We start from the raw sequence: 26559 nt of genomic DNA, 5'->3' as shown, positions 1-26559 counted from the left end.
TCGATGCTCGTGGCATTACGCCGGGAGGCCGCGTGTCGGCCGATGTCTGTGTCATCGGCACCGGGCCGGCGGGTGCGGTGGTGGCCGCCGAGCTCGCCCACCGCGGCGTCGACGTGGTGGTCGTCGAGGGTGGTAGCCAGCGGTTCGGGTCGCGTCAGGCCGACACCTACCGCGGCGAGACGGTCGACCCGCACGATCCCCTCGAGGCGGTCCGGCAGAAGCGCCTCGGCGGCACGAGCGTCGTGTGGGGTGGGCGCTGTGCTCCCCTCGACGACCTCGACCTCGGGCCGCGCGAGTGGCTGAACAGCGCGGGATGGCCGGTGTCCGGGTCGGAGCTGGAGCCCTTCTACCGGCGCGCGCAGCGGCACCTGCAGGCGGGGGAGTACCAGTACTCCGCGTCCCGTTCGGGCTTCCCCCTGTTCGCCCCGCTGCCGTCGGAGACGCTGGACGTCGACTCGACCTGGCGGTGGAGCCCGCCCACCAGCTTCGCCGGCCGGATGCGGGCGCTGGCCGGGGCGGCGAACGTCCGGCTGCTCGTGGAGGCCACCGTGGTGCGCCTGGAGCGCCACCCGGTGAGCGGGGCGATCACCGAGGCGGTCGTCTCGCCGCGCCCCGGCGTCGAGATCGCGGTCGTGGCGCGCACCTACGTCCTCGCCGCGGGCGGTCTCGAGTCGTCCCGGATCCTGCTGGCGTCCGACCGGCAGTCGCCGGCGGGCATCGGCAACGAGCACGACCAGGTCGGGCGGCACTACATGACCCACCCGGTCGGCGAGGTCGGCACGGTCGTGCTGAGCGAGCTCGGCCGCAACCTCGCGCTCGGTTACGTGCCCACCCGCGACGGTGTGTACGCCCGGCGCAAGCTCGCGCTCACAGCCGCGGCGCAGGCCCGCCACGAGCTGGGAAACCTCAAGGCCGCGCTGTGGTTCCCCGACCCGATGGACCCCAGCCACGGGGACGGGCTGCTGTCCACGTTCTCCCTCACCTACTACGCGCTGAACCGGGCCCGGCTGGGCTTCAAGTCCGCCGGCACCCACGCGCGCTACGCGAGCACGTCCGGCCTGGGGCAGCACATCGGCAACGTCGCGCACGACTGGCGGCGGGTGGGCAGGTTCGCGGTGTCCTGGGCCGCTCCCCGGGTCACGGGCGGCCGCATCCTGCCCTCGTTCATGCCGTTGGACGGAGCCACCTGCCGCCTCCGGTTCGACGCCGAGCAGACGTCCGACCCGGCCAACCGGGTCACGCTGTCGCGTGAGCGCGACCACCTGGGCCAGCGGCGCCTGCAGGTGCACTACGGCGTGTCCACCGACGACCGGGCCCGGATCCGCCGCAGCATGGAGCTGATCGGCGAGGAGTTCGCCCGCCTCGGGTACGGCACGGTCGACATGGCCGACGCGGCGCGCATCGACGACATGCCCTTCACCGACGGCACCCACCAGATGGGTCTGCTGCGGATGGCGCACTCCCCGCGCCACGGCGTGGTCGACGCCGACTGCCGGGTGCACGGCAGCGTCAACCTCTACGTGGCGGGCAGCGCCGTCTTCCCGACCGCGGGCGCCGTCGGGCCGACGCTCACCATCACCGCCCTGGCCTGCCGGGTCGCCGACCACATCGCTGCCGAGCGTTCGGTGCGGGAGCCGCTCGCGGCGAGCTGACCCCGGCCGCGCGACGTACGGTCGTGATCGTCGTCCTCGGGGAGGCTGGGTATGCGGTTCGGGATGTTCGTGCCACAGGGGTGGAGCCACGACCTGGCCGGCCTCGATCCGGCGGCGCACTGGGACGTGATGAAGGGCCTGGCGCAGCATGCCGACGCCGGTCCCTGGGAGTCGATCTGGGTCAACGACCACCTCCACGCCCTCCCCACGCCGCCTCCGATCGAGACGGGCACGCACGAGGCGTGGAGCCTCATGGCCGCCTTCGGTGCCGTGACCGAACGGGTGCGGCTGGGCCAGGTCTGCACGTGCATCGGCTTCCGCAACCCGGCCCATCTGGCGAAGGTGGCGGCGACCTGCGACATCGTCTCCGGTGGGCGCGTCGAGATGTGTGTGGGCGCCGGGTGGGACGAGGCCGAGTGGACCGCCTACGGCTACGGCTTCCCACCTGCCGCGGACCGGCTCGGCATGCTCGAGGAGGGTGTCGCGATCATGCGGCAGGCCTGGACCACGGGCCGCGCGACGCTCCGTGGCAAGCACTACCAGGTCGAGGACGCGATCGTGCGTCCGCTGCCCCTGCAGGACGGCGGCATCCCGCTGTGGATCGCGGGACAGGGCGAGAAGGTCACCCTGCGGATCGCCGCGCAGTACGCGCGGTACACGAACTTCGACGGCTCGCCCGAGGGCTTCGCGCGCAAGTCGGCGGTGCTCGCCCAGCACTGCCGCGACGTCGGCACCGACTTCGACGCGATCGTGCGCTCCTCCCTCTACTACGTGGTGGCCGGCACCACCGAGTCCGAGGTCGGCGAGCGGATCGCGGCGCACAAGGCGCGGCTCGTGCCGGTACTGGGTGAGGACGGCGCCGAGGCGTTCGGCCGGCGGTTCCTGGGCAACGGGCCGGTCGCCTGCTGCGGGACGCCGGAGCAGATCGTGGAGCGGCTCGATGGCATGCGGTCGAGAGGTCTGGCCTACGGGATCTTCGTCTTCCCCGGCGCGGCCCACGACCGGTCGAGCCTGGAGCTCTTCGAGCGCGAGGTCATCCCGGCTCTCTCGTGACGATCGCCCGGTCAGGGCCGTCGTGGACGACCACGGACGTTGGGGGACAACAGGCCGCCGCGTAGGATCGGCGGTCTGATGTCTGGAGCTGTGGTGGAGAAGTCGGCGGGGGAGTCGGTCCGGGTATCGGGCGACGCTCGTATTGCGGTCGAAGCGGGACGGCGTCGGACGTTCGCGGTGATCAGCCATCCCGACGCGGGCAAGTCCACGCTCACCGAGGCGCTGGCGCTCTACGCCGAGGTGATCGACGAGGCCGGTGCCGTGCACGGCAAGTCGGGCCGGCGCGGGGTCACGTCGGACTGGATGGAGATGGAGCGCAAACGGGGGATCTCGGTCACCTCGGCGGTGCTCCAGTTCGCCTACCGCGACTGCGTGATCAACCTGCTCGACACGCCCGGCCACGGCGACTTCTCCGAGGACACCTACCGCGTGCTCGCCGCCGTCGACGCCGCGGTGATGCTGCTCGACGCGGCCAAGGGCCTCGAACCGCAGACCCTCAAGCTGTTCGACGTCTGCCGCACCCGCGGCATCCCGGTGCTGACCTTCGTCAACAAATGGGACCGGCCGGGGCGTGAGGCGCTGGAGCTGCTCGACGAGGTGGAGCAGACGATCGGGCTGCGGCCGATGCCGGTCACCTGGCCGGTGGGCGTGGCCGGGGAGCTGCGTGGGCTGGTCGAGGTGGCCACCGGGGAGTTCCGCCGCTACTCACGTACCGCGGGCGGGGCCACCCGCGCCACCACCGAGATCGTGCCCGCCGAGGTCATCGGCGCGGAGGAGCCGCAGTACTGGGCCACCGCGCAGGACGAGCTCGCGCTCCTGGAGGAGATCGGGGCCGGGTTCGACGAGAAGGACTTCCTCACCGGCACGGCCACCCCGGTACTGTTCGGCGCCGCGTTGAACGGTGTCGGCGTCGCCCGGCTGCTCGACGCACTGGTCGAGCTCGCCCCCGCACCCGAGCCCCGCGACGACGCCGAGGGCAACCCGCGTCCGCTCGAGGCGTCCACGTCCGGGCTGGTGTTCAAGGTGCAGGCCGGCATGGACCGCGCCCACCGCGACCGGATGGCGTTCGTGCGGATCTGCTCGGGGCGGTTCGAGCGCGGCATGGTGCTCACCCACGCCGCCACCGGGCGCCCGTTCGCCACGAAGTACGCCCAGGCCGTGTTCGGCCAGCAGCGCACCACCGTGGAGGAGGCCTTTCCCGGCGACATCGTCGGGTTGGTCAACGCCGGTGCACTGCGGCCAGGTGACACGCTCTACTCCACCGAAGTCGTGCAGTTCCCGGCCATCCCGAGCTTCGCGCCCGAGCACTTCGCCGTGGTGCGAGGGGCCGACGCCGGCACCTACAAGCAGTTCCGGCGGGGCATCGAGCAGCTCGACAGCGAGGGCGTCATCCAGGTGCTGAGCTCCGACCTGCGTGGCGACCAGGCACCGGTGCTCGCGGCGGTGGGCCCCCTGCAGTTCGAGGTGGTCACCGCCCGGCTCGAGTCGGAGTTCCGGGCCCCGGTCATCCTCGAACCGCTGAGCTACTCCGTCACCCGCCGCACCGACGCGGCCGGAGCGGAGCTGCTCAAGAGCCAGAGCGAGGTCGAGGTCCTCACCCGCCGCGCCGACGGCGCGGTGCTGGCGCTGTTCAGCAACAAGTGGCGGCTGGAGACGATCCGGCGGAAGTTCGACGATCTGGTGCTCGAGGCGCTCCCCGCGGGATCTTCCGAACGCTGAACCATGCGCGCGCCGCGTACGTCGATACGTTGGGGTGGGCGAGACGATCCGGCGACGGTCGCCGGGTGGAGCACTCGCCTCGCACGGAAGGGGGCGCGTGGATCTGCAGACGTTCAACGCGCTGCCGCCGCCCGAGGCCGAACGGACGCTGCTGACCTGCTGCTCGGCGCCGCGCTGGGCCCACGCGGTGGCGGCGGGCCGCCCGTACCCCTCGATCCCCGCCCTGCACACCGCCGCCGCAGCGGCGCTGGACGACGCCGACCTCGACGCCGCACTGGCGGGCCACCCCCGCATCGGTGACCGGCAGGCCGGTGGGCAGTCCCGCCGCGAGCAGAGCGGCGTGGGCGCCGCCGCGGCCGACGTGCTGGCCGCGCTGGCCGAGGGCAACCGGGCCTACGAGGACCGGTTCGGCCACGTCTACCTGGTCTGCGCCACGGGCCGCAGTGCCGAGGACCTGCTCGCCACGCTGCACGCCCGGCTGGCCAACGACCTCGCCACCGAGCGGGCCGTCGCGCTCACCGAGCTTGCCGCCATCAACCGGATCCGGCTCGACCGGCTCCTGGCCCCTGCCGAGAGGGTCTGATGAGCATCTCGACACACGTGCTCGATGCAGCGCTCGGCCGGCCCGCGGTTGACGTGGGGGTCCGGCTCGACGCCCTGCCCGGTGGTGAGCTGCTGGCGGAGGCGCGCACCGACGCCGACGGCCGCGTCCGCGACCTGGCGGCCGACCTGCCGGCGGGCACCTACCGGATCACCTTCGACACCGGCGGCTACTTCGCCGCCACCGGCCGGCAGGGGTTCTACCCCGAGGTGGCCGTCACGTTCGCCGTCACCGACGCGGGGGAGCACCACCACGTACCGCTGTTGCTGTCCCCGTTCGCCTATTCGACCTACCGCGGGAGCTGACACATGGGAATCGTGCTCGGAGGCCACCAGTACGGGAAGGCGGAGAACCGCCTGGTCCGCATCTACCGGGAGACCTCCCGCCACGAGATCCGCGACGTCACGGTCACCACGACGCTGCGCGGCGCTTTCGAGGACGCGTACCTGCACGGTGACCAGCACGCGGTCCTGCCCACCGACTCGCAGAAGAACACGGCCTACGCCTTCGCCAAGGAGAAGGGTCTGGGCGAGATCGAGGACTACGCGCTCACCCTCGCCCGCCACTTCGTGGCCACGGTGGAACCGGTCAGCAGCGCCCGGATCACCGTGGACGAGTTCGGCTGGGACCGGGTGCAGGTGGGCGGCACCGGCCACGACCACACGTGGGTGCGCCGCGGCCAGGAGGTGCGCACCGCCGTCGCCGAGGTGGAGGACGGGCAGGCGCAGGTGGTCTCGGGTCTGCGCGACCTCGTTCTGCTCAAGTCCACCGGCTCGGAGTTCGCGGGCTTCCTGAAGGACCGCTACACCACCCTCCCCGAGACGCACGACCGGATCATGGCCACCGCACTCGTGGCGCAGTGGCGCCACGACCCGGCGCCCGACGGCGGCTGGGACGGCTTCCGGGACGTCGACTGGGGCAAGAGCTTCACCGACGTCCGCCGGATCATGCTCGAGAAGTTCGCCACCGTGCACTCCCTCGCACTGCAGCAGACGTTGTGGGAGATGGGCCGGGCCGTGCTGGAGGCGCACCCGCGGATCGCGGAGATCACCCTGCAGGCACCGAACAAGCACCACTTCGCCGTCGACCTGTCCCCGTTCGACGTCGAGAACAACAACGAGGTGTTCTACGCGGCGGACCGGCCCTACGGCCTGATCGAGGCCACGGTCACCCGCAGCTGACCGACCCGCCGAGATCGACGTGAGAGTGGTGGGAAGCGTGCGGGCACCACTCTCACGTCGAGTTCGCCGAATCGAGCCCGCGGCGGGCCCGTCGGGGATTGTTCGGTGCGTGTTCTCCCGGGCGCACCCGCGGCTGCGCGTCGCGCGCGGCCCGATCACCGACAAGGACGGGTGGCTCGGACGCGGGTGCCGCGTGACGTCTGCGGAACGCACGGCGTGGGACCTCGCGCGCCGGTCCGACCTGGTCGACGCGGTGGTGGCGGTCGATGCACTCGCCGCGCTGCGGATGCCGGGGATGCCCCTGTTCACGCCGCCCTACCTGCTCCGGTCGTCCAGCACGAACTGCGCGATCACCGCGGGTTCGTGGTCGCCCGGTTCGACCTCGCCTATCCGGAGGCGCTTCTCGCGATCGAGTACGACGGGCCGGGCCACCAGCTGCCCGAGCTGACCTACGACGACCGCCGCCGCGACAACGTCACCGGCGACCGGGGCCGGCACACGATGCGCTTCGGCCACGCCGACGTCCTGATCACCCCGCGCCGAACCGCCGGACCTGGTGCGCAGCCGACGGGAACGCCGCCTGCGGTCGCTGGGCCCGGCGCCGAGCTCGACGTGAGAGTGGTCTGGCCCGGGTCTCCACCACTCCCGTGTCGATCTCGACGGTCAGCGACTCACCAGGTCGGCCAGCACGTCCTCGTCGGTCACGGTCCACGCCGCCGTGCCGAGGGGGACGGCCAGCTGGATCACGTCGCCGTCGAAGTGCCGCGTGGCCAGCGGGAAGGCCGACCGCGCCAGGCCGAGCATGGCGACGTTCTCCGGCAGCACACCGCCCTGGAGTGTCGCGTATCCGAGTTCGTCGGCGAGCGCGGTGACGGCGGTGAGGAGGCGGCGTCCAATGCCGCGGCGCTGCCAGGCGTCCACCACGGCGACGGCGATCTCGGCCGTCCCGGGCCCCGCGCGGGCGATGCGGGCGATGCCCACCGGTGCGGGGCCGTCCGGCCCGCAGGTCTCGGCGACGAGGGCCGCGCGGGTCCGGCCGTCGAGGTCGACGAGGGGGGTCCGGACCGGGCCGGGCAGGCGCGGGACGGCGCTGTGGAAGCGCAGGTAGCGGCTGCGCGGCGAGAGCTGCTCGAAGACCGTGTCGACGGCGTGCCCTGCGGTCTGCCGGTCCAGCGGGCGGATGTGGACCGCCGCGGGGCTCACCAGAACCTCGGAATAGTACGAACGATCGTTCTGGTAGACGCACGGCATCGAGGGCTCCTGGTTGGGCAGAGGGTCAGGGGGTGGCCGCCACCGGGGCGACGGCGGCCAGCAGTGCGTCGAGCCCGCAGTGGGCCCTCGCGGCGGCGTCGGGATCGGACAGGAGGCGGCTGGCCACGTGGTAGGCCAGCATCACCCCCTCGATGTCCTGGGCGAACTGTCGCGGGTCGGCGTCGGGCCGGAAATGCCCCTCGGCGATCCCGGTGGAGGCGATGGTGGCGAGGGTGTCGAACCAGTCGCGCTGGTTGTGGAGCAGGCGGTCGCGCACCGGACCGGGCTGGTCGTCCAGCTCGAACGCGGCGGCGACGAGCGGGCAGCCGCCTTCGGCGGAGTCCCACGCCAGCCACCGTTCGAACAACGCGCGGACCCGTGGCTCGCCTCTCGGCGCGGCGAGCGCAGGCCGTACCACCTCGCTGGTGAACCGGTCCGTCTCGTGGTCGAGCACCCGTAGCTGCATCGACTCCTTCGAGCCGAAGTGGGCGAACAGGCCGCTCTTCGACATGCCGGTGCGGGTGGCGAGGGAGCCGATCGTCAGCCCGCCGAGGCCGACCTGGCGCGCGAGGCCGGCCGCCTCGTCGAGGATGATCTCCCGCGTCGCGTCCCCCTTGCCCATGCCGTCCTTTTTAGCACGATCGTTCGTGAGATGCCACGCCGCCGGGAGTTGCAGCAAAGCCACGTTGCGGCAACGAGGTTGCATGAACGTGGCTTTGCTGCAACCAGGGCGGGTCGCTCAGCCCCTCGCGCGGCCCTGGAGCGATTGCAGGGCGAGGAAGACGTCCACGCGGTCCGGGAGCCGGCCGAGGTCGCGGCCGGTGAGCTCCTCCACCCGGCGGATGCGGTAGCGCACGGTGTTGACGTGCAGGTGGAGCCGGTCGGCGGCGCGGGTCCACGAACCGGAGCAGTCGAGGAACGCCTGCAAGGTCTGCTGCAGGCCGGCGCCGGTACGGGCGTCGTGGTCGAGCACGCTGCCGAGCACCCGCGCGGCGAAGGCGCGGCGCACCTCGTCGGGGACGGCGGCGAGCAGCGACACGTGCGAGGTGGTCTCCTCGTCGGTGACCACCTGCAGCGCTCCGGGGCGCAGCGCGGCGACGTCACGGGCGTGGCGGGCCTCCTGCAGCGCACCGGACAGGGCATCGGGACGCGCCGGGCGGCTCACGCCGACGGCCAGCGGCTCGCCCGCCAGCCCGGGGACGAGCCGGCCCAGCACCCGGCTCAGCGCGGAACCGGCGGCGTCACCCCCGCCGGTGTCCGGCAGCAGCGCCACCGCCTGGCCGTCGTACACCCCGACCACGGGCGGTCCCCGGTGCGCCGCGGCGTCGAGCAGCACCGCGCGTGCGATCTCCACCCGCTCGGGGGCCCCGACGAACCCCGCCACCGCTACGACCAGCGGGCCGCCCGGGTCGAGGCCGGCGTGCCGCAGCCGCACCGACGTCTCCGACACGGCTGCGGTGCCGCCCGCGATGAGCGCGACCGCGTCGTCGGCGATCGCGCGGGCCACGCGGAGCCCCTCGCTGCGCCTGGCCCGGTCCAGCGACGCGATGGCGACCAGCTCACCGACGGTGTCGGTGGTCTCGGTGTCCCAGCGGGCCGCGTCGCCCTCCGCCACGACGAACCAGGACGTCAGCCGCTGCTCGGAGGCCGGTCCGACGGGGAGCACGGTGAAGTCGCCGCCGCTCGGGGTGGCGGGTAGCTGGTCGGCCGTGAGGAACGCCGCCACGACCCGGTCGAGGACGTCCTCGGGCAGGGGCTGCGGGCCGGCGGCGATCTCGCGGCCGGTGGTGCTGACCACCCGGCAGATCGTCCCGGTGGCCGCCGACACCTGCGTGGCCAGCTGGTCGAGGCCCAGCCCGGCCGCGACGGCCGAGAGCAGCCTGCGCTGGCGGCCCACCGTGACCGCGAGCCGGTCGCCCCGCGCCGCGGTCAACGACGTGATCACCAACTCGGTGACCGTGGCGAACGACAGCTCCTCCGGCACGGCGATCAGCGGCAGGTCATGGCGACGGCACGCCTCGACGACGTCGTAGGGGATGCCGTGGAACACTGCCGCCCCGGCCGCGAGCGCGGCGGCCCCCGAGCGGGCCAGTGCCGCGACGAAGCGCTCACTGTTGCCGGGGTCGCGGCGCCACACGAGCCCGCTCAGCACCAGTTCACCGCCGGACAGGTAGCGGGCCGGGTCGATCAGGTCGGTCGTGTAGACCCACCGCACCGGCCGGTCCAGCGCGGCCTCGTCGCCGTGCAGCAGCCGCAGGCCGAGCCCGGCGTGGGCGACCAGGTCCCGCAGCTGCATTGGAGGAACCTACAAGCGGCGACGACCGTTTGGGGCACGTTTCATCACGGCGGTGACTTCTGTGTGGACCCGGGTAGGGATGTACTTTCCGTCATGGAGTTCCTCGCACCGACGACGTGGGCCGAAGCCCTCGCGGCGAAGGCCGCGTGTCCCGGCGCGCTGCCCGTGACGGGTGGCACCGACGTCATGGTGGAGATCAACTTCGACCGGCGCCGTCCACCCGCCCTGCTCGACCTGACCGGGTTGGCGGAGCTGCGCGAGTGGGCCCCGGACCGGGGCCGGATCCGGCTCGGTGCCGCCGTCACGTACGCCCGCGTGATCGACGAGCTCGCCACCGCTCTTCCCGGCCTCGCGATGGCCGCGCGCACGATCGGATCGCCGCAGATCCGCAACCGCGGCACGGTGGGGGGCAACCTCGGCGCCGCGTCGCCCGCGGGCGACAGCCACCCGCCGCTGCTGGCGGCCGACGCCGTGGTGGAGGTGGCCTCGGCGGCGCGGGGGGTGCGGGAGGTGCCGGTGGCGCAGTTCTATACCGGAGTGAAGACCAACGCCCTCGCGCCCGACGAGCTCATCGCCGCGGTGCTGGTCGCGCCGCCCAGCGGGCCGCAGCAGTTCTGCAAGATCGGTACCCGCAACGCGATGGTGATCGCCGTGTCGGCCTTCGGCTTCGCGCTGCATCCGGACCGGCGGGCCGTGGGCACCGGGATCGGTTCGGCGGCACCCACCCCGCGCCGGGCCGAGGCGGCGGCCGAGTTCCTCGCGGGTGAGCTGGACGCGGCCGGGCTGTGGGAGTCCCGGGGGGAGCTGCCCGACGGGCTGGCGCGCGAGTTCGGCCACCGCGTGAGCGCCGCTGCCGCCCCGATCGACGACGTCCGGGGTAGCGCCGCCTACCGCCTGCACTCGCTCTCGGTGATGGCGCGCCGCGCCGCGACGTGGGCCTGGAACGACTACCGGAAGGCGGCCTGACATGCGGATCACGCTCACCGTGAACGGTGCGCGGCACGAGGTGGACGACGTGTGGGAAGGCGAGAGCCTGCTCTACGCGCTGCGCGAGCGGATGGGGCTACCCGGCTCGAAGAACGCCTGCGAGCAGGGGGAGTGCGGGTCCTGCACCGTCTACCTGGACGGGGTGGCGGTGTGCTCCTGCCTCGTCGCCGCCGGTCAGGCCGCCGGACGTGAGGTCACCACCGTGGAGGGCCTCTCGGCCGATGGCGAGCTGCACCCCGTGCAGCAGGCGTTCCTCGCGTGCGGTGCCGTGCAGTGCGGCTTCTGCACGCCCGGGCTGATCGTGTCCACCCACGACCTGCTGGAGCGCAACCCGCAGCCGTCCGACCCGGAGATCCGCGAGGCGCTCGCCGGGAACCTGTGCCGGTGCACCGGCTACGAGAAGATCATGGACGCGGTGCGGCTCGCCGCCCGTGCGCCGGAGCGTGCGTCGTGACGACAACGGTCATCGAGGGCGCCCACATCGTCACCGTCTCCGGAGCCGAGTTCCCCGGCGGCCACGTCGTGGTGGAGGGCAACCGGATCACCGCGGTCGGTGCCGGGCCCGCGCCCCTCGTCGAGGGCGCCACGGTCGTCGACGGGCGGGGCTGCCTGCTCACGCCCGGGTTCGTCAACACCCACAACCACCTCTACCAGTGGGTCACCCGCGGGCTCGCCGTGGACTCCACGCTGTTCGAATGGCTCACCACGCTCTACCCCGTGTGGGCCGGCATCGACGAGCACGCCGTGCACACCTCCGCCAGTGCCGCGCTGGCCCAGCTCGCGCTCACCGGCTGCACCACCACCACCGACCACCACTACGTCTTCCCGTCCGACGGCGGGGACGTGTTCGCCGCGGAGATCCGGGCCGCCCAGGACGTCGGGCTGCGGTTCCACCCGTGCCGTGGCTCGATGGACCTCGGCCGGAGCGACGGCGGCCTGCCTCCCGACGACGTCGTGGAGGACCGCGACACCATCCTCGCCGCCTCCGAGGCCGCCATCGACCGCTGGCACGACCCGGCGCCGGGCGCGATGCTGCGGGTCGCGCTCGCGCCGTGCTCGCCGTTCAGTGTCACCGGGGAGCTCATGCGCGAGTCGGCGGAGCTCGCGCGTCAGCGCGGGGTCATGCTGCACACGCACCTCGCCGAGACCGTCGACGAGGAGGCGTTCTGCCGCGAACGGTTCGGCTGCTCCCCGCTGGAGTACGTCGAGCGGTTCGGCTGGACCGGCGAGGACGTCTGGTTCGCCCACGCCGTGCACCTCGACGACACCGCGGTGAAGAAGATCGGGGAGAGTGGCACCGGCGTGGCGCACTGCCCGTCGTCCAACGCGCGGTTGGGGGCGGGGATCGCCCGCACCCGTGACCTGCGCGCCGCGGGTGCCCGCGTGTCGCTCGGCGTCGACGGAGCCGCGAGCAACGAGGCCGGGAGCCTGCTGGAGGAGGTGCGGCACGCGCTCCTGTTCGCCCGCGCGGTGGGCGGCCCGCAGGCACTCACCGTCCGCGACGTCCTGGAACTGGCCACGCTCGGCGGCGCCGCCGTGGTCGGGCGGACCGACGAGATCGGCTCCGTGGAGGTCGGCAAGCTCGCGGACCTCGCGCTGTGGCGCATCGACGGCCTGCCGCACGCCGACGTCGCCGACCCGGTGGCCGCGCTCGTGCTCGGGGCGCCGCCGCCCATGGAGCTCCTGCTCGTGAACGGCCGCACGGTGGTGGAGCGGGGCCACGTCCGCACCGTCGACGTGGAGGCGCTGACGCGCGGGTGCGTGGCCGTCCACCGGTCCCTGCTCGAGAAGGCCGGCTGACCCATGACGTCCGCGGTACCGAGCCCTGCCGGGGCGAGCGAGACGACCGCCAGTCGCGGCCGCGTGGGCGACAGCCCGCTGCGGCCGGACGGGACGCTCAAGGTCACGGGCGCGTTCGCCTACGCCAGCGACCTCTCGCGCGAGGACATGCTCTGGGGCGCCACGCTGCGCAGCCCGCACCCGCACGCGCGGATCGTCGCGATCGACACGACCGCGGCGCTCGCCGTGCCCGGCGTGCACGCGGTGCTCACGGCGGCCGACGTGCCAGGCGAGAACGCCGTCGGGCTGGAGCACCTCGACCAGCCCGCGCTCGCCGCGGGTGTCGTGCGCTACCAGGGCGAGGCCGTGGCGCTGGTGGCGGCCGAGCACCCGGAGACGGCCCGGCGCGCCGCGGCGCGGATCGTCGTCGAGTACGAGGAGCTGCCCGCGGTCACCGACCCGCGGCGCGCGCTGGAGGCCGGCGCCGCGCTGGTGCACCCCGCGCGGCAGGGTGCCGGCGGCAACCTCGTCCGGGAGGTGCGGATGCGCCGGGGCGACCCCGCGCCCACCGCGCCCGTGGTCGTGGCGCTGGACTTCGAGGTCGGCATGCAGGACCAGGCCTTCCTCGGGCCCGAGTCCGGGCTGGCCGTGCCCGGCGCGGACGGCGGCGTGGACCTCCACGTGGCCACGCAGTGGCTGCACGTGGACCAGCGGCAGGTCTGCCACGTGCTCGGCCTGCCACCCGAGAAGGTGCGGTTGCACCTGGCGGGTGTCGGCGGGGCGTTCGGCGGCCGCGAGGACCTCTCGATACACGCCCACGCCTGCCTGCTCGCCCTGCGCACCGGCCGGCCCGTCAAGATGAGCTACTCGCGTGAGGAGTCGTTCTTCGGGCACGTGCACCGCCATCCGGCCTGGCTGCGCTACGAGTTCGGGGCCGAGCGCGACGGCACCCTGGTCTACGCCCGTGCCGACATCCTCTTCGACGGCGGCGCCTACGCGTCCTCCACGGGCGCGGTGGTCGGCAACGGCGGCTCGCTCGGGCTGGGGCCGTACCGCATCCCGAACGTCCACGTCGACGCGCGCGGGGTGTACACGAACAACCCGCCGTGCGGTGCGATGCGCGGCTTCGGCTGCGTACAGGCGGCGTTCGCCCACGAGGCGCTCATGGACGAGCTCGCCGACGCCGTGGGGGTCGACCGCGTGGAGATCCGGGCGCGGAACGGGATGCGTGAGGGCGACAGGAACATCACCGGCCAGGTGATCGACTCGGCCGCCCCCGTCGCGGAGCTGATCCGGATCGTGCGGGACATGCCGCTGCCGCCCGAGTCCCATCCCGAGCCGGACCTGCGCGACCTGCCCGGCGGGGTCGGCAACACCACCCACGGCGAGGGCGTGGTGCGGGGGATCGGGTACGCCGTCACGTACAAGAACGTCGGGTTCTCCGAGGGCTACGACGACTACTCGACCGCGCGGGTCCGCCTCGAGGTCAGTGCCGGCGAGCCCGTGGCCACGGTCCACACCGCCGCCGCGGAGGTGGGCCAGGGGCTGATCACCGTCGAGCAGCAGATCGCCCGCACCGAGCTCGGCGTCGAGCGGGTGGTGGTGCACCCCGCGGACACCACGGTCGGCTCCGCCGGGTCGACGTCGGCGTCCCGGCAGACCTACGTCACCGGCGGTGCGGTCAAGGCCGCCTGCGAGGCCGTCCGGGACACCGTGCTGGCGCGGGCGGCCGGGATGCTGCAACGAGCCGCGGCCGACCTGCGGCTCGACGGCGACAAGATCGTCGACGTCAGCGGCGAGGTGCTCACGGGAATCGCGGACGTGCTCGGCGACGAGGTCGTGGAGGAGACCCTCGAATGGCGCCACCGCCCGACGGCCCCGCTCGACAGGGAGACCGGTGCGGGCGACGCCCACGTGCAGTTCGCGTTCTCCGCCCACCGTGCCGTGGTGGACGTCGACGTCGAGCTGGGGCTGGTGAAGGTGGTGGCCCTGGACACCGCGCAGGACGTCGGCCGGGCGGTCAACCCGGACGCGGTGCTCGGCCAGATCCAGGGCGGCAGTGCGCAGGGCATGGGACTGGCCCTGATGGAGGAGGTCGTGGTGACCGACGGGAGGGTGCGCAACCCGTCGTTCACCGACTACCTCATCCCGACGATCCTCGACACGCCGCCGATGCGGATCGAGGTTCTGGAGTACGCCGACCCGCACGCGCCCTACGGTGTCCGTGGGGTCGGTGAACCCCCGACGATCTCGAGCGGCCCCGCCGTCGCGGCCGCGATCAGGGCGGCCACGGGCAAGGCGCTGCGGCGCGTTCCCGTGCGGCCCGAGCACATCACCGGCGCCTGACGGGGGCGTGTGCGCCGGCCCGAGTGATGGGTCACTCGCCGGCACATCCGCACGACGAAGGAGTGCACGATGCCCTTGATGTTCCTCAACGGCACAGCCATGTCCGGCGGCGCCGACCACCATCTCGTCGGCGACGCGACGCTGGTCGGACGCACCACCACGGCGCCGCGCTACCGCTTCCACGCCGTCGGCGGGCGCTATCCGGCGCTGGAGGACGTCGGGGACGGGGGTGCCGCGGTGCAGGGCGAGGTCTACGACCTGTCCTACGAGCAGCTGCGCGAGGTACTGCTGCCCGGTGAGCCCGACGGGCTGGAGCTCGGCGTGATCGAGCTCGCCGACGGCAGCGGGTCGCTGGCCATGGTGCTGCGCCGGGAGTACGCGACGCTGCCGCCGCTCACCGACATCTCGGAGCTGGCGAGCTGGCGCACCTACCAGGAGCGGGCGTGATCGTCGTCCGGGCGCCACGCGCCGTGGTCGACGGCGCCGAACGCCCCGCTGCGGTGCTGGTTGCGGGCGAGCGGATCGAGGCCGTGCTGCCGTTCGACGCCGCGGTCGACGCGCGCGAGGTGGTGCTCGCCGCCGACGAGGTGCTGCTGCCCGGCCTGGTCGACACCCACGTGCACGTCAACGAGCCGGGGCGCACCGAGTGGGAGGGTTTCGCCACGGCCACCCGGGCCGCGGCCGCCGGTGGCGTCACCACGATCGTCGACATGCCGCTCAACGCGCTGCCGCCCACCGTCGACGTGGCGGCGCTGGAGATCAAGCGCAAGGCGGCCGACGGCCAGTGCGCCGTGGACGTCGGGTTCTGGGGCGGGGCGGTGCCGGGCAACGCCGGCGAGCTGCGGGCGCTGCACGAGGCCGGCGTGTTCGGGGTGAAGTGCTTCCTGCTCGACAGCGGCGTGCCGGAGTTCCCGCCGCTGCTGGGGGAGGACCTCACCACGGCCCTGCGTGCGGTCGCGGAGTTCGACGGGCTGATGATCGTGCACGCCGAGGACGGCGAGCTGATCGGGGAGGCGGCGGGGCGGCGCTACCTCGACTTCGTCGCGTCGCGGCCGCGGGCCGCCGAGGACAGCGCGATCGCCGGCCTGCTGGCGGCCGCGCGCGAGACCGGGGCGCGGGTGCACGTGGTGCACCTGTCGTCGGCCGACGCGCTGCCGCAGCTCGCGGCCGCCCGAGCCGACGGCGTCCGCGTCACGGTGGAGACCTGCCCCCACTACCTCGCGCTCACCGCCGAGGAGGTGCCCGACGGCGACACCCGCTTCAAGTGTTGCCCGCCCGTCCGCGAGGCCGGCAACCGGGACGCGCTGTGGCAGGGCCTCGCCGACGGGACGATCGACATCGTCGTCTCCGACCACTCGCCCTGCACCGCCGACCTCAAGCACCTGGAGACGGGCGACTTCGGCGAGGCGTGGGGCGGGATCGCGTCGCTGCAGCTCGGGCTGCCGGTGGTGTGGACCGAGGCGCGCCGCCGGGGCCACGGCCTCGCCGATGTCGTCACGTGGATGGCGGAGCGGTCCGCTGCGCTGGTCGGGCTCTCCCTCAAGGGCCGGATCGCCGCGGGGCAGGACGCCGACCTGACGGTGTTCGCCCCCGACGCGACGTTCGTGGTGGGCAGGCTGCACCACCGCAACCCGATCACCCCGTACGCCGGGCGGGAGCTGTACGGCCAGGTGCGCCAGACGTGGCTCCGGGGTGCACCCGTGGAGGAGCACGAGCCGCCCCGGGGCCGGTTCCTGCGGCGAGAGGACCTGCGATGACCGACCAGCGCGACTTCCGGCAGCTGCCCGACCTGGCCCTGCGCACCCTCGGCGGGGGCGTGGTGTGGGCCAACGACGAGGCCTTCGCCGCGCGCGAGAACCTCATCACCCCCGGCCCCTCGGTGTTCGACGCCGGCTCGTTCGGGCACAAGGGCAAGGTCTACGACGGCTGGGAGACCCGCCGCCGCCGCGAGCCGGGGCACGACGAGGCGATCGTCCGGCTGGGCGCCCCGGGGATCGTCCGCGGCGTGGTGGTCGACACGTCCTGGTTCACCGGCAACTACCCGCCGGAGGTGGCGGTCGACGGGCTCGAGGTCGAGGGGCACCCGACGGTCGCCGACCTCCTCGCCGACGACGGCTGGACCCCGCTGCTGGCGCGCACCGGGGTCGCGGGCAACACCGAGAACGAGTTCGAGGTGACGAGCGACCGGCGCGTCACGCACGTGCGGCTGCGGATCTTCCCGGACGGCGGTGTGGCCCGGCTGCGGGTGCACGGGGAGGCGTTGCCGGACCCGGCGCTGCTCGACGCGCTCGGCACCGTCGACCTCGCGGCGATCGAGAACGGCGGCCGGGTGGTCGGCTGCTCCAACATCTTCTACAGCTCGCCGAACAACCTGCTCGTGCCCGGCCCGCCCCGTTCCATGGGCGAGGGCTGGGAGACCGCCCGCCGCCGCGACGACGGCAACGACTGGGTGGAGGTGGCGCTCGCCGCCGAGTCGGTGGTCACGGTGGCGGAGGTCGACACCAGCTACTTCCTGCACAACGCGCCCGGGTGGGCCACGCTGCGCGGCCGGGCCGGGGACGGCGAGTGGTTCGACCTCGTGCCCCGCACGCCGCTGCAGCCCGACACCCGCCACCGGTTCGTGCTCGACGCCGAACCCGCGGCCACCCACGTCCGCCTGGACATCTTCCCCGACGGCGGGATGGCCCGGCTGCGGCTGCACGGCCACCTCACCGCCGGGGGCCAAGACGCCCTCGACCGCCGGTGGGCCGGCGCCCGAGTTGCAGCAAAGCCACTTTGACGCAACGAGATTGCATGAAAGTGGCTTTGCTGCAACCGGCCCGGCCCGCTCGCGGCGCCACCCCTTCGACAGTCAGGATCTGGGTATGACCACCCGCTATGCCGTCAACTGCTCCATCATCTTCACCGAGCTGCCGCTCCTGGAGCGCCCTGCCGCAGCCCGGGCCGCCGGGTTCGACGCCGTCGAGTTCTGGTGGCCGTTCCCCACCGCCACTCCGTCCACCGCTGAGGTGGACGAGTTCGTGCGGGCGATCGAGGGCGCCGGTGTGCAGCTGACCGGGCTCAACCTGCCTGCTGGTGACATGGGCGGCGGTGATCGCGGGCTCGTCTCGTGGACGGGACGCACCGAGGAGTTCCGCACCGGCGTGGAGGTCGCGGCGGGGATCGCGCAGCGGCTGGGCACCGCCGTGTTCAACGCGCTGTACGGCAACCGGCTCGACGGCGTCGACCCGGCGGACCAGGACGACCTGGCCACCGAGAACCTCACGTTCGCCGCCGAGCGCCTCGACGGCGCGGTGGTCCTGGAACCGCTCAGCGGCGCCGAGCGCTACCCGCTGCGTACGGCGGCCGACGCGCTCGCGGTGGCCGACCGGGTGGGCGCCCCGAACGTCCTGCTGCTCGCCGACGTCTACCACCTGACCGTCAACGGCGAGGACGTCGACACGGTCATCGCCGAGAACGGCAGGCGGATCGGCCACGTCCAGTTCGCCGATGCGCCGGGCCGCCACGAGCCGGGCACCGGCAAGATCCCGTTCGACCAGCACCTCGACGCCCTCACGCGTGCCGGCTACACGGGCCTGGTCGGCCTGGAGTACGTGCCGTCGACGTCGAGCGACCGGGCGTTCGACTGGCTGAGCCGATGAACCCGGCGGAGAAGCCCACCGTCGCCGTGATCGGACTCGGCATCATGGGCGGCCCGATGGCCGCCAACCTGGTGGCCGCCGGTTACGACGTGGTCGGGTACAACCGGTCGCGCCCCGCCGTCGACCGGCTGGTCGAGGCGGGCGGACGCGCTGCGGAGAGCGCCGCCGAGGCCGTCCGCGACGCCGACGTGGTGATCACGATGGTCCCCGACAGCCCCGACGTCGAGGCGCTGGCCCTGGGTGAGGACGGGATCTACGCCACCGCCGCACCGGGCACGCTGCACATCGACTGCTCCACGATCCGTCCCGACGTGGCCCGCCGGGTCGCCGCCGCCGGGGCCGAGCACGGGGTCCGGGTGGTGGACGCCCCGGTCAGCGGGGGCGAGTCCGGCGCCGTCGAGGGCACCCTGTCGATCATGGTGGGTGGCGAGGACGCCGACGTCGAGGCCGCCCGGCCCTATCTGGACGTCGTGGGCAGCACCGTCGTGCACGTCGGTCCCGCCGGGGCCGGTCAGACCGTGAAGGCCGCGAACCAGCTCATCGTCGCCGGCAACATCCAGCTGGTCGCCGAGGCGCTGGTGTTCCTGGAGGCCCAGGACGTGGACACCGAGTCCGCCACCACGGTGCTGGCGGGCGGTCTCGCGGGCAGTGCCGTGCTGGACCGCAAGGCGGCCGGCATGCGGGCCCGCGAGTTCGCCCCGGGTTTCCGGATCGACCTGCACCACAAGGACCTGGGGATCGTCACGGCAGCGGCGCGGGAGGCGGGTGTCGCGATCCCGCTCGGCGCGCACGTGGCCCAGCTGGTCGGGGCCCTGCGCGCGCAGGGCCACGGCGGGCTCGACCACAGCGCGCTGCTGTTGCTGGTGGAGCAGCTGTCGGGGCGGGCCGGAACCAGCGACTGACGGGGCGGCCGCGCCGTCACGCTGACGGGAGCTCGGCCAGGGCTTCGTGCAGGGCGGCCAGGCCGCGTTCCAGGCCGCGCAGCGCGTCGAGGTCGATGCGGGCGAGCAGCCGGGCGCGCAGTTCCTGCCCGGCGCTCTCGATCCGGTCCAGCAGCGCCGTGCCCTCTGCCGAGAGCGCGGCGTGGCGCACGCGGCGGTCCCGGGGGTCCTCGGTGCGCTCGACCAACCCCCGCGCCGTCAGCCGGTCGACGAGCCCGGTGACGGTGGCGAGCCCGACCCCCAGCGCGTGCGCGAGGTCGCCCTGGGGGAGGGGGCCGTCCGCGCCGAGCACCACGAGCACCCGCAGCTGCTGCATCGTCAGCCCGCTGTCGAACAGCGGGTTGGGCCTGCGCGCGGCGCTGCGCCGCAGCACGGCCTCGTGCGCCGCGATCGCCGCGACGAGCTCGGCGCGCTCGTCGGCGGCAGGGTTCCCGCTCATCGCAGCTCCCTCCTTTTCGCTACACCCGTCCCGGTGTAAGTGCTCAGCGAAGTCTCAGCCGCCGACAGATGGTTTGTCCGAGACGTAGTATTCACTGGTTTCCATGACCTGGCTCGCCCGCCTCAGCGTGGCCAACCGCGCCATCGTCGGACTCGTGACGGTTCTCGTCATCGCGTTCGGGGTGGTCAGCACCACCTCCCTGCGGCAGGAGCTGCTGCCGTCGCTGGACCTGCCGATCGTCAGCGTCGTGACGCCCTACCCGGGGGCCTCGCCCGACGTGGTGGAGCAGCAGGTCACCACGCCCGTCGAGGATGCGGTGGCGAGCCTGCGCGGGGTCACCGGCACGAGCTCCACCAGCACCGGCAGCAGCTCGGTGGTGCGGCTCGACCTCGCCTACGGCACCGACCTCACGGAGTTCGCCACGCAGGCCGAGCGCGCGGTGCAGGGGGTGCGCCTCCCGGCCGACCTCACGCCGACCGTGGTGAGCGGCAGCACCGACAGCCTCCCCGTGGTGCAGCTCGCGGTCTCCTCGGACCTGTCGCCCGACCAGGTCGCCTCGGTGCTGCGCGACCAGGTGCAGCCCCTGCTGGCGGGGCTGCCCGGGGTGGCGGACGTGTCGCTCTCGGGCATCGTCGACCCGCGGATCACCATCGACCTCGACCCGGCCGCCGCGGCGTCACGGGGGGTCGCGCCCACCGCGATCACGAGCCTCCTGCAGCAGAACGGCGTGCGCGTACCGGCGGGGCAGCTCACGCCGGACACCTCCCCGCTGACCGTCGAGGTCGGCAGCCCGATCACATCGGTGGCGCAGCTCGGGGACCTCTACGTGACGTCCACCCGCGGTGCGCCGGTGCGTCTCGGCGACATCGCGACGATCACCGAGGAGCCTGCGCCCGCCACCGGCTACACCCGCACCGACGGCGCGCCGAGCATCGGCATCGGCGTCACCAAGCAGGAGGACGCCAACACCGTCGCGGTGTCGCACGCGGTGAGCGACGCGCTCCCGCAGGTGGTCGACGCGCTGGGCGGGAGCGCCCGCGACGCCGCCGCCACCGTGGTGTTCGACCAGGCCCCCTTCATCGAGCAGTCGGTGGAGGACCTCACCACCGAAGGCCTGCTCGGCCTGCTGTTCGCGGTGCTGGTGATCCTCGGGTTCCTGCTCTCGGTGCGGGCCACGCTGGTGACGGCCGTGTCGATCCCGCTGTCCGTGCTGATCGCGATGATCGTGCTGTACGTCGGCGACTACACGCTCAACATCCTCACCCTCGGCGCGCTCACCGTGGCGATCGGCCGCGTCGTCGACGACTCGATCGTCGTCATCGAGAACATCAAGCGCCATCTCGGCTACGGCGGCCCGCGCCGCGCCGCGATCCTCACCGCCGTGCGGGAGGTGGCCGGGGCGATCACCGCGTCGACGATCACGACGGTGGCGGTGTTCGCGCCGATCGGGCTGGTCGGCGGCCAGGTCGGGGAGCTGTTCCGGCCCTTCGCCGTCACGGTCACGGCCGCGCTGCTGGCGTCGTTGCTCGTGTCGCTGACCGTGGTGCCGGTGCTGGCGTCACTGCTGCTGCGCAGCCCCGCCACGCCGGAGCCGGAGCCGGCGGCGGACGCCGAGCCCGTCCGCACGCGCCTGCAGCGCGGCTACCTGCCCGTGCTGCACGCGGCGATCCGGCGGCCGGTGATCGCGCTCGGTGTCGCCGTCGCGATCCTGGCCGGCACGGCGGCGCTGGTCCCGCTGCTGCAGACCAACTTCCTCGGTGACGCCGGTGGCGACACCCTGTCGGTGAGCCAGGAGCTCGCCCCCGGCACGGGCCTCCCCGAGGCCGACGCGGCCGCCAAGCGGGTGGAGCAGGTGCTCGGCGACACGGAGGGGGTGGAGAGCTACCAGGTCACCGTCGGCTCGCCCGACGGCGCGTCCGGCCGGTTCGGGTTCCCCGGCGGCGGCGGCACGGCCACCCGGTTCTCGGTCACCCTCGCCGACGACGCCGACGCCACCGCGGTCGCGGACTCCCTGCGGGACCGGCTCGCGAGCCTGGGGACGTCGGGGCAGGTCGGGACGCTCACCGTGCAGGCCGGGCAGGGCGCCTCCGGCGGCGACCAGCTCGCCGTGGACGTGCGTGCCGAGGATCCGGCCGTGCTCGCGCAGGCCGCCGACCAGGTGGAGCGGGCCGTCGCGGCCATCCCGGGGGCCAGCGACGTACGCAACGACCTCGCCGCGGCCCAGCCCGTGGTCGACGTGGCGGTGGACCGGCAGCGGGCCGCGGCGTCCGGCCTGACGGAGGCCCAGATCGGTCAGGCGGTCGCCACCGCGCTGCGCGGGTCGACCGTCGGCACCCTGACGATCGACGGCGTCGACCAGGACGTGCTGCTGCGCACCGGGGACGCGCCTGCCGACGTCGACGCGCTGCGGGCGCTGCCACTGGCCGGCCGCGGTGCGCCGGTCACGCTGGGCGACGTCGCCACCGTCACGCAGAACAGCACGGCCCCGAGCATCAGCCACACCGACGGCTCCCGCAGCGCACAGATCACCGCGCGGCCCGCGGCCGACGACCTGGGCGCGGTCACCACCGACCTGCGCACCACCCTCGACGAGCTCACGCTGCCGGCCGGAGCGACCGCCGAGATCGGCGGCGTCAGCGAGCAGCAGAGCGACGCCTTCGCCCAGCTCGGCCTCGCCCTGCTGGTGGCCATCGCGGTGGTCTACCTGGTCATGGTCATCACCTTCCGGAGCCTGCTGCAGCCCGTGCTGCTGCTCGTGGCGATCCCGTTCGCCGCCACCGGAGCGCTCGGGCTGCTGCTGCTCACCGACACCCCGCTGGGTGTCCCGGCACTGATCGGCATGCTGATGCTGATCGGCATCGTGGTGACGAACGCGATCGTGCTGATCGACCTGGTGAACCAGTACCGGCGCAGTGGCCGGAGCCTGGCCGACGCGGTCACCGAGGGTGCCGCGCAACGGCTGCGGCCGATCCTCATGACCGCGGTCGCCACGATCTTCGCGTTGCTCCCGATGGCCTTCGGGCTCACCGGCGGCGGCGGGTTCATCTCCCAGCCGCTCGCCGTGGTCGTGATCGGCGGCCTGGTCTCGTCCACCCTGCTGACGTTGGTGCTCGTCCCGGTGCTGTACGTGCTGGTGGAGCGCGTGCGGGACAGGCGGCGCCCCGACGACGAGCAGGCAGCCGTCCCCGGCGGAGGGCCCGACGGGGGTCCCGGCGACGTGTCGGCCACCCTGCCGGTGCCGCCCGTGGTCCCGGCCGCGGTGCCGGCCCGGGAGCCGGTGCTCACCGGGCCGGGCGTGCGCGGGGTCATCGCCGACCGGGACGGGATCGCGCTGGCGGGTGCGGCGATCACCGTGTTCGACGGCCGGGGCACCCGGATCGCCGCCACGGTCTCCGCCGGGGGCGGGCGGTACGCGGTGCCGCTGCCCGGTCCGGGGGAGTACGTGCTGGTGGGGCAGCACGAGGGCCGCGAGCCCACCGCGGACTGGGTGCAGATCGGCTCCGAGCCTGCCGGCCACGACCTGCGGGTGGAGGGCCCGGCCTCCATCGCGGGCCAGGTCCGCCACGCGGCGGGCGCGGGCGTCCCGGCGATCGTCACGGTGGTGGACGGGACGGGAGAGCTGCTGTCGGGCACCCGCGGCGACGACACCGGCCACTACCTGATGATCCACATCCCCCCTGGCGAGCACCACCTGCTGGTCTCCCCGCCGAACGGCGCGTCGACCTCGCAGCGGGTGAGCGTCCCGCTCTCCGGGACCCTCCGGCACGACGTCGTCCTCCCGCCCACCGGGATGCTCGCCGGCACGGTCCGCTCCCGGCGGGGTCACGCCGTGAGCGACGCGATCGCCACCGTGACCGACGGGGCGGGCGCGGTGGTCGCCACCGGCCGTACCGCGGCGGACGGCTCGTTCCGGCTGTCGGGGCTGCCGGAGGGCATCTACACGGTCACGGCCACGGTGGGCGCCCCGGCCGTCACCGCCGTCCGGGTGCGGGACGGTTCGATCACCTCCGCGGATCTCGAACTCGGCGAGCAGCCCCCCGGCGAGCACACGGGCAACGGCCACACATCCCGGTAGAACCGCCGGGCTGATCTCACCGTCGACGACAATGAGCGACATGGCTTTGGTCAACGGTGTGTGCAGCGACCGCTTCGACGCTGTCCGGACGGCGCTGGGGAAGAACCTCGAGTCCGGTGACGAGCTCGGAGCCTCGATCGCGGTCGACATCGACGGCGACGTCGTGGTCGACCTATGGGGCGGCTTCGCGGACGGGGCGCGGACGGTGTCGTGGGCGCAGGACACGATCGTCAACGTGTGGTCCTCGACGAAGACCCTCACCACCCTCGCCGCGTTGGTGCTGGCAGACCGTGGAGAGCTCGACCTCCGCGCCCCGGTGGCCGCTTACTGGCCGGAGTTCGCCGCCAACGGGAAGCAGGACATCGAGGTGCGGCACCTGCTCGCTCACACCTCCGGGGTGTCAGGCTGGGACCAGCCCTTCACCACGGAGGACATGTACGACTGGGAGCTGTCCACGTCCCGGCTCGCCGCGCAGGCCCCGTGGTGGGAGCCGGGCACCGTGTCGGGTTATCACGCGAACAACCAGGGTCACCTGGTCGGTGAGGTGGTGCGGCGGGTGAGCGGGAAGTCCCTCAAGCGCTTCGTCGCCGAGGAGATCGCCGGTCCGCTGGGAGCCGACGTCCAGATCGGGGCGCTCGAGCGCGACTGGGCGCGGGTCGCCGAGGTGATCCCGCCTCCGTCGTTCCCGATCGACCCCGGCTCGATCGACGAGAACAGCCCCGTGTTCAAGACCTTCTCGGCACCGGCCCTCGACGCGGCCGTGGCCAACACACCCGCGTGGCGCCGCGCCGACCTCGGCGCGTTGAACGGTCATGCCAACGCCCGTGCGATGGCTCGCGCCCTGTCGGTCATCTCCTGCGGCGGCGTGGTCGACGGCGTCCGCCTGCTCTCGTCCAGGACCATCGAGATGATCTTCGACGAGCAGGCGAACGGCGTGGACGTGGTCCTGCGCGTGCCGCTGCGCTGGGGCATGGGTTACGGGCTGCCCCTGCTCGAGACCGTCCCCTACATCCCGGACGAGAAGATCTGCTTCTGGGGCGGCTGGGGGGGTTCGCTGATCATCATGGACCTCGGCCGGCGCATGACGATCTCCTACATGATGAACAAGATGGCGCCGGGCGTCGTCGGCTCCGCACGCAGCGAGGCCTACGTACGGGCGGTCTACGAGGCCCTCGGAGCGGTTTGATCAGTGCGAGATCCGGCTGTTGGCCCTACAGAGGGCGGACACCCGGATCTCGCCCCGATCACCGCGTGCTGGTCAGCACGCCGATCTGTTCGGCCGAGAGCACGCGCTCGATCCCGAGCACGGCGGCCCCGGCCAGGCCGGCGTACTCGCCCAGCACGCTGTTGGTGAGCACGAGGTTGCGGGTGGCCAGCGGCAGCGCCCGCTGGTAGACGACGCTGCGCACGCCGGCGAGCAGTTCGTCGCTGGCCGCGGTGAGGGACCCGCCGATCGTCACCCGGGCCGGGTTGTAGAAGTGCACGAGGGTGGCCACGAGCTCGCCGATCAGCCCGGCTGCCTCGCGGACGGCGCCGACCGCGGCGGGGTCGCCGCGGCTCACCAGCGCGCGGACGTCGGCGATCGAGACGGTCTCCGCGCCGTCCCCGTGCGGGAGGCCGAGCCTGCGTGCGATGGCCCCGGCCGAGGCCACCGCCTCGATGCAGCCGACGTTGCCGCAGACGCAGGCGTCGTCGGGGGCACCGCGCACGCGCACGTGCCCGATGTCGCCCGCCGCGCCGTCGGCGCCGTGGTGCAGCACGCCCTCCCCGGTGACGAGGCCGCCGCCGATGCCGGTGCCGACCTTCACGAACAGCAGCGGCACCTGGTCGGCGGGTAGCGCCCGCGCCTCACCGAGTGCGCGCAGGTTGACGTCGTTCTCGAGGACCGCGGGGCAGCGGTAGGTGTGCTGCAGCCGCGCCGAGACGGGATAGGCGTGCCAGCCGGGCATGATCGGCGGGCGCACCGGGACGCCGAGCTGGCCGTCGACCGGGCCGGGCAGGCCGATCACGACGGCGCGGACCGGGACGTCCTGCGGTGCCTGGGTCAGCAGTGCCGTGAGGTGCGACTCGACGGTGCGCAGGACGGCCTCGGGTCCGTCGGTGACGTCCACCGCGACCTGGGTGTGGCCGAGCACGCGCTGGCTGAGGTCGACGACGGCGAGGTGGGCGGCGCTCGCACCGACGTCGGCCAGCAGGACGTGGCCGCCGCGGGGGGACAGCGCGAGCCGGTCGGCCGGCCTGCCGCGCCCCGACGTGGGACGGGTCCCGTCCAGGCGGAGCACGCCGCGGGCCAGCAGTTCGTCGACGGCGGTGCTCACCGTGGTGCGCGCGAGGCCCGCGGCGGGCACGAGATCGGCCTTGCTGACGGCGGTTCCGGAGGCCACCAGCCGGGCCACGGTGCTGAGGGTGACGGCGGACTCGATCCGGCCCGAGAGCGCGGGTGTGCTCAGGCGCAGCGGTGGCAGCAACGGCAGTGGTGGGGGCGGGAGCATCACGGTCCGATTTCGTCGGAAAAACAGCGCAAAGACGCATTATTCGGTCGTTGTACGGCACTGGTCAATGCTCCTACGGTTCGGTCCGCCAGCAGACCACACCGAG

At 73.6% G+C, this 26559-nt stretch carries 23 protein-coding genes; 17 read left to right on the top strand and 6 right to left on the bottom strand.

Annotation, left to right across the window (positions count from 1 at the left end):
• Positions 1 to 32: 32 nt before the first annotated feature.
• From AC5L35_RS25450 to pucL, 6 genes are all read left to right on the top strand, one after another.
• Positions 33 to 1652: an FAD-dependent oxidoreductase gene (locus tag AC5L35_RS25450; protein ID WP_495062211.1), complete on the top strand. Its 1620-nt coding sequence runs from the start codon at positions 33 to 35 to the stop codon at positions 1650 to 1652.
• Between the two features lie 51 nt (positions 1653 to 1703).
• Entirely contained in the window at positions 1704 to 2705 is a 1002-nt protein-coding gene (locus tag AC5L35_RS25445; RefSeq protein WP_495062210.1) for a TIGR03560 family F420-dependent LLM class oxidoreductase, read from the top strand.
• 78 nt (positions 2706 to 2783) lie between these two features.
• The gene (locus AC5L35_RS25440; RefSeq protein WP_495062209.1) at positions 2784 to 4424 is read left to right on the top strand and encodes a peptide chain release factor 3; all 1641 of its coding nucleotides are present in this window, start codon (positions 2784 to 2786) and stop codon (positions 4422 to 4424) included.
• Between the two features lie 97 nt (positions 4425 to 4521).
• Positions 4522 to 5007: a 2-oxo-4-hydroxy-4-carboxy-5-ureidoimidazoline decarboxylase gene (gene uraD, locus AC5L35_RS25435; RefSeq protein WP_495062208.1), complete on the top strand. Its 486-nt coding sequence runs from the start codon at positions 4522 to 4524 to the stop codon at positions 5005 to 5007.
• Positions 5004 to 5330 (top strand): hydroxyisourate hydrolase, encoded by a 327-nt coding sequence (uraH, locus tag AC5L35_RS25430; RefSeq protein ID WP_495062393.1) that lies wholly within the window; start codon positions 5004 to 5006, stop codon positions 5328 to 5330. Before uraD ends, uraH begins: the two co-directional genes overlap by 4 nt.
• Positions 5331 to 5333: 3 nt before the next feature.
• Complete coding sequence (gene pucL / locus AC5L35_RS25425) at positions 5334 to 6206, top strand: factor-independent urate hydroxylase (RefSeq protein ID WP_495062207.1); 873 nt, start codon at positions 5334 to 5336, stop codon at positions 6204 to 6206.
• A gap of 315 nt (positions 6207 to 6521) precedes the next feature.
• Here the strand turns inward: pucL and AC5L35_RS25420 are convergent, their stop codons facing one another.
• The 4 genes from AC5L35_RS25420 to AC5L35_RS25405 all read right to left on the bottom strand — a co-directional run bounded on the left by AC5L35_RS25420 (position 6522) and on the right by AC5L35_RS25405 (position 9753).
• Entirely contained in the window at positions 6522 to 6722 is a 201-nt protein-coding gene (locus tag AC5L35_RS25420) for a hypothetical protein (protein WP_495062206.1), read from the bottom strand.
• Between the two features lie 147 nt (positions 6723 to 6869).
• A complete protein-coding gene (locus AC5L35_RS25415) occupies positions 6870 to 7409 on the bottom strand; it encodes a GNAT family N-acetyltransferase (protein WP_495062205.1) in 540 nt (179 codons plus the stop codon).
• Positions 7410 to 7482: 73 nt separating this feature from the next.
• Positions 7483 to 8079: a TetR/AcrR family transcriptional regulator gene (locus AC5L35_RS25410; RefSeq protein ID WP_495062204.1), complete on the bottom strand. Its 597-nt coding sequence runs from the start codon at positions 8077 to 8079 to the stop codon at positions 7483 to 7485.
• Between the two features lie 117 nt (positions 8080 to 8196).
• A complete protein-coding gene (locus AC5L35_RS25405; protein WP_495062203.1) occupies positions 8197 to 9753 on the bottom strand; it encodes a PucR family transcriptional regulator in 1557 nt (518 codons plus the stop codon).
• A 93-nt stretch (positions 9754 to 9846) separates the two neighbouring features.
• Between AC5L35_RS25405 and AC5L35_RS25400 the strand changes: the two genes are divergently transcribed.
• From AC5L35_RS25400 to AC5L35_RS25360, 9 genes are all read left to right on the top strand, one after another.
• Positions 9847 to 10719, top strand: a complete 873-nt coding sequence (locus AC5L35_RS25400) for an FAD binding domain-containing protein (RefSeq protein WP_495062202.1) — start codon at positions 9847 to 9849, stop codon at positions 10717 to 10719.
• A 1-nt stretch (position 10720) separates the two neighbouring features.
• Positions 10721 to 11194: a (2Fe-2S)-binding protein gene (locus AC5L35_RS25395; RefSeq protein ID WP_495062201.1), complete on the top strand. Its 474-nt coding sequence runs from the start codon at positions 10721 to 10723 to the stop codon at positions 11192 to 11194.
• Positions 11191 to 12540: an 8-oxoguanine deaminase gene (locus tag AC5L35_RS25390; protein ID WP_495062200.1), complete on the top strand. Its 1350-nt coding sequence runs from the start codon at positions 11191 to 11193 to the stop codon at positions 12538 to 12540. Before AC5L35_RS25395 ends, AC5L35_RS25390 begins: the two co-directional genes overlap by 4 nt.
• Before the next feature lie 3 nt (positions 12541 to 12543).
• On the top strand, positions 12544 to 14865 hold the full coding sequence (gene pucD, locus AC5L35_RS25385) for a xanthine dehydrogenase subunit D (RefSeq protein ID WP_495062199.1): 2322 nt from the start codon (positions 12544 to 12546) through the stop codon (positions 14863 to 14865).
• A gap of 69 nt (positions 14866 to 14934) precedes the next feature.
• On the top strand, positions 14935 to 15312 hold the full coding sequence (locus AC5L35_RS25380; protein ID WP_495062198.1) for an allophanate hydrolase-related protein: 378 nt from the start codon (positions 14935 to 14937) through the stop codon (positions 15310 to 15312).
• Entirely contained in the window at positions 15309 to 16622 is a 1314-nt protein-coding gene (allB, locus tag AC5L35_RS25375) for an allantoinase AllB (RefSeq protein WP_495062197.1), read from the top strand. Before AC5L35_RS25380 ends, allB begins: the two co-directional genes overlap by 4 nt.
• Positions 16619 to 17644, top strand: a complete 1026-nt coding sequence (alc, locus tag AC5L35_RS25370) for an allantoicase (protein ID WP_495062196.1) — start codon at positions 16619 to 16621, stop codon at positions 17642 to 17644. Before allB ends, alc begins: the two co-directional genes overlap by 4 nt.
• A gap of 85 nt (positions 17645 to 17729) precedes the next feature.
• Positions 17730 to 18506 carry a hydroxypyruvate isomerase family protein gene (locus tag AC5L35_RS25365; RefSeq protein WP_495062195.1) on the top strand — a complete coding sequence of 259 codons (777 nt, stop codon included), beginning with the start codon at positions 17730 to 17732 and terminating at the stop codon, positions 18504 to 18506.
• Positions 18503 to 19408 carry a 2-hydroxy-3-oxopropionate reductase gene (locus tag AC5L35_RS25360; protein WP_495062194.1) on the top strand — a complete coding sequence of 302 codons (906 nt, stop codon included), beginning with the start codon at positions 18503 to 18505 and terminating at the stop codon, positions 19406 to 19408. The genes AC5L35_RS25365 and AC5L35_RS25360 overlap by 4 nt, the downstream gene beginning before the upstream one ends.
• A gap of 16 nt (positions 19409 to 19424) precedes the next feature.
• Here the strand turns inward: AC5L35_RS25360 and AC5L35_RS25355 are convergent, their stop codons facing one another.
• Complete coding sequence (locus AC5L35_RS25355) at positions 19425 to 19886, bottom strand: MarR family winged helix-turn-helix transcriptional regulator (protein WP_495062193.1); 462 nt, start codon at positions 19884 to 19886, stop codon at positions 19425 to 19427.
• 103 nt (positions 19887 to 19989) lie between these two features.
• Here AC5L35_RS25355 and AC5L35_RS25350 point away from each other — a divergent pair, with 103 nt between their 5' ends.
• Both AC5L35_RS25350 and AC5L35_RS25345 read left to right on the top strand, forming a co-directional pair.
• A complete protein-coding gene (locus tag AC5L35_RS25350; RefSeq protein ID WP_495062192.1) occupies positions 19990 to 23961 on the top strand; it encodes an efflux RND transporter permease subunit in 3972 nt (1323 codons plus the stop codon).
• A gap of 31 nt (positions 23962 to 23992) precedes the next feature.
• The gene (locus AC5L35_RS25345; protein ID WP_495062191.1) at positions 23993 to 25147 is read left to right on the top strand and encodes a serine hydrolase domain-containing protein; all 1155 of its coding nucleotides are present in this window, start codon (positions 23993 to 23995) and stop codon (positions 25145 to 25147) included.
• 58 nt (positions 25148 to 25205) lie between these two features.
• On the opposite strand, the gene AC5L35_RS25340 is transcribed toward AC5L35_RS25345, so the two are convergent.
• The gene (locus AC5L35_RS25340; RefSeq protein WP_495062392.1) at positions 25206 to 26453 is read right to left on the bottom strand and encodes an ROK family protein; all 1248 of its coding nucleotides are present in this window, start codon (positions 26451 to 26453) and stop codon (positions 25206 to 25208) included.
• Positions 26454 to 26559 lie beyond the last annotated feature (106 nt).

Source organism: Pseudonocardia sp. OZ21 (assembly GCF_059359135.1).
Note: the sequence above shows the minus strand (reverse complement) of the source record. Positions and strands in the feature narration are given on the sequence as shown.